Origin of the sequence: Bacillus sp. SJZ110, from assembly GCF_006715455.1 — a bacterium.
Lineage (GTDB): Bacteria > Bacillota > Bacilli > Bacillales > Bacillaceae > Bacillus > Bacillus subtilis.
Genome location: NZ_VFNF01000017.1, coordinates 1 through 3,093, shown reverse-complemented (window position 1 = coordinate 3,093; position 3,093 = coordinate 1). Strand labels below are relative to the sequence as shown.

Sequence of the window (3,093 nt, the reverse complement as noted above, 5' to 3'; positions counted from 1 at the left end):
TCACACCCGTTCCCATACCGAACACGGAAGTTAAGCTCTTCAGCGCCGATGGTAGTCGGGGGTTTCCCCCTGTGAGAGTAGGACGCCGCCAAGCATTACTTTTATCATCGCGGGGTGGAGCAGTTCGGTAGCTCGTCGGGCTCATAACCCGAAGGTCGCAGGTTCAAATCCTGCCCCCGCAACCAAATATATGATTAAATAAGGAGTGCCCTAAGGGTACAACTAAAATAATCTTATACAAATATGGTCCGGTAGTTCAGTTGGTTAGAATGCCTGCCTGTCACGCAGGAGGTCGCGGGTTCGAGTCCCGTCCGGACCGCCATTAATGTAAACGAAACGATCATGTTTTCGTTTTTTTTGTGTTTTCTTTTACTGTATCTTCTGCTTGGTGTCATAGCCAAGCTTTCTTTATATCGGGAACATCTTGGATATTCCAGCAAAATTCGATAAACTAGGAAGAGCACATATAGGCACAGGGGTGAAAGGAGATTTTGGTTCATGGATGAATTTGATTTGATACATAGCATTACTCCGCGGACCATTCACCATTCTTCCGTTGATGTAGGAATAGGTGATGATGCAGCGCTTTACACTGCGAAACACGGCGTTCAGGAAATTGTTTGTGTTGATACTATGGTAGAAGACGTGCACTTCAAATTACACTATTCCTCACCTGAAGATATCGGGTATAAGGCGTTAGCCGTTAATATAAGTGATATTGCCGCGATGGGAGGCATTCCGAAATTTTATTTGGTATCACTTGCGGTACCTTCAAAATGGACTGAATCTGAAATCAAGGCGATGTATGAAGGAATGAATGAACTGGCGAAACTATATCATATGGATCTGATTGGCGGCGATACAGTTTCTACCGCTGACAAATTAGTCGTTACAGTCACTGTGATCGGTGAAATTGAAAAGGGACAGGCCTGTTTGCGCAGCTTAGCAAAACCGAATGATATTGTGTTTGTAACCGGTGAAATCGGTTCTTCTGCAGCAGGACTTTCTTTATTATTAGAGGAGACTCATCCTCAAAATTCTTCTATTGACACGGATTACTTTATCCACAGGCATAAACGGCCTGAGCCAAGAGTAAGTGTCGGCAGATTATGCTCGAGTCTTAAACGGGCAGCTTTAAATGATGTTAGTGACGGATTGGCTAGTGAACTGAACGAGATTGCAGAAGCCAGCTGTGTTTCAATTGAAATTGTTGAAAGCATGCTTCCAATTCATTCTGATTTACCTAAGCTTCATCCTAACTGGAAAGAATGGGCTTTGTTTGGCGGTGAGGATTTTGAGCTGACAGGGACGGTTTCAAAAGAGGAGTGGGAAGTGTTGAAGCAGCAGTGCGCAGCACGTCAACTTCCCATTACAAAGATTGGCCATGTCAGGGAAAAAACAAAATCTAAAGTGATCCTAAAAACAGATCAAACATCAATGATCTTAGAGAAAAAGGGATATAATCATTTTAAATAAGACGGGTGACTCGTGTGAAGCAATTAAAATGGAGAACTGTAAATCCAGAAGAAACAAAAGCAATTGCCAAGCTTGCGGCAGCGTTTGCTAAACCGGGAGACGTCCTGACATTAGAGGGCGATTTAGGTGCAGGAAAAACGACTTTTACGAAAGGTTTTGCAGAAGGGCTGGGAATTACACGTGTTGTAAACAGTCCGACTTTTACAATTATAAAAGAATATAACGATGGCTTACTTCCTCTTTATCATATGGATGTGTATAGAATGGAAGATGAAAGTGAAGATTTGGGACTTGATGAATATTTTCACGGACAAGGTGTCTGTCTCGTTGAATGGGCTCATTTAATTGAAGAACAGCTGCCACAGGAGCGACTGCAAATTGTCATCAAAAGAGTTGGTGATGATGAGCGGGAAATTACCTTTACTGCTGTCGGGAATCGGTATGAAATGCTTTGTGAGGAGTTAAGTAGACATGACAATATTAGCAATTGATACATCAAATTATACATTGGGCATTGCGCTGCTTCGAGAAGACACTGTTATAGCAGAATACGTTACATACTTGAAAAAGAACCACTCTGTAAGAGCGATGCCTGCTGTTCATTCATTGCTGAATGATTGTGATATGGCACCGCAGGACCTTTCTAAAATTGTCGTTGCAAAAGGCCCTGGTTCATACACAGGAGTAAGAATAGGTGTGACGTTGGCCAAAACACTTGCCTGGTCTTTAGACATTCCAATAAGTGCTGTATCAAGTCTTGAGACGCTTGCGGCAAATGGCCGGCATTTTGACGGTCTGATCAGCCCAATCTTTGATGCTAGACGGGGACAGGTGTACACAGGTCTGTATCAATATAAAAATGGACTTTTAGAGCAAGCTGTTCCAGATCAAAATGTGATGCTGGCAGATTGGCTGGAGATGCTAAAAGAAAAGGGTCGTCCTGTTTTGTTTTTAGGTCACGACACTTCTATTCACAAGCAGATGATAAAGGATGTTCTTAGAACAAAAGGATTCATTGGAACTGCTGCCCAGCATAACCCGCGTCCTTCAGAATTGGCTTTTCTCGGGAAGGAAAAGGAAGCAGCTGATGTTCATGGGCTTGTCCCGGATTACTTGCGGCTGGCAGAAGCTGAAGCGAAATGGATTGAAAGTCAAAAGTAGGGTGATAGGATGAAAACAAAAGCAGCGGTTAGAAATATGCGGCTTGAAGATATAGATCACGTATACGAAATCGAAGCATCCTCCTTTACGTCTCCTTGGACGAAGGATTCGTTTTATCATGAGCTGCTGGAAAATCCGTATGCTCATTATCTCGTGATTGAAAAGGACGGCCATGTTGTTGGGTATTGCGGGATTTGGATTGTGATGGATGATGCCCAGATTACAAATATAGCGATAAAACCAGAGTATCGCGGCCAGTCTTTAGGAGAAACGCTTTTTCGCTCAGCTGTTGAACTGTGCAAAGAAAAAGACGCAAGGCGGCTTTCGCTTGAAGTGAGGGTTTCGAATCATCCTGCTCAAGGCTTATATAAGAAATTCGGGATGCAGCCCGGCGGAATAAGAAAGAACTATTATACTGATAACGGGGAAGATGCGTTAATTATGTGGGTGACGATA

General features: G+C 43.2%; 4 protein-coding genes, 2 tRNA genes and 1 rRNA gene. All 7 read left to right on the top strand.

Features of this window, described 5'->3' with window-relative positions:
• A 5S ribosomal RNA gene (gene rrf / locus FB592_RS20885) occupies nt 1-94 on the top strand; the annotation flags it as partial.
• Between the two features lie 14 nt (nt 95-108).
• Nucleotides 109-185: transfer RNA gene (locus FB592_RS20880), tRNA-Met, on the top strand.
• 60 nt (nt 186-245) lie between these two features.
• Nucleotides 246-322, top strand: a tRNA-Asp gene (locus FB592_RS20875).
• Nucleotides 323-498: 176 nt separating this feature from the next.
• A complete protein-coding gene (thiL, locus tag FB592_RS20870) occupies nt 499-1,476 on the top strand; it encodes a thiamine-phosphate kinase (RefSeq protein ID WP_038827695.1) in 978 nt (325 codons plus the stop codon).
• Nucleotides 1,477-1,490: 14 nt separating this feature from the next.
• The gene (gene tsaE / locus FB592_RS20865) at nt 1,491-1,967 is read left to right on the top strand and encodes a tRNA (adenosine(37)-N6)-threonylcarbamoyltransferase complex ATPase subunit type 1 TsaE (RefSeq protein ID WP_141950118.1); all 477 of its coding nucleotides are present in this window, start codon (nt 1,491-1,493) and stop codon (nt 1,965-1,967) included.
• Nucleotides 1,948-2,637: a tRNA (adenosine(37)-N6)-threonylcarbamoyltransferase complex dimerization subunit type 1 TsaB gene (gene tsaB / locus FB592_RS20860; RefSeq protein ID WP_072174261.1), complete on the top strand. Its 690-nt coding sequence runs from the start codon at nt 1,948-1,950 to the stop codon at nt 2,635-2,637. Before tsaE ends, tsaB begins: the two co-directional genes overlap by 20 nt.
• A 9-nt stretch (nt 2,638-2,646) precedes the next feature.
• Nucleotides 2,647-3,093, top strand: a 447-nt coding sequence (gene rimI, locus FB592_RS20855; protein ID WP_141950115.1) for a ribosomal protein S18-alanine N-acetyltransferase, incomplete at its 3' end; no start/stop codon positions are given.

What these genes read in the sequence shown, in the direction of transcription:
- tsaB (WP_072174261.1), top strand. Translation starts at nt 1,948, where the DNA reads ATGACAATATTAGCAATTGATACATCAAATTATACATTGGGCATTGCG.
- thiL (WP_038827695.1), top strand. Translation starts at nt 499, where the DNA reads ATGGATGAATTTGATTTGATACATAGCATTACTCCGCGGACCATTCAC.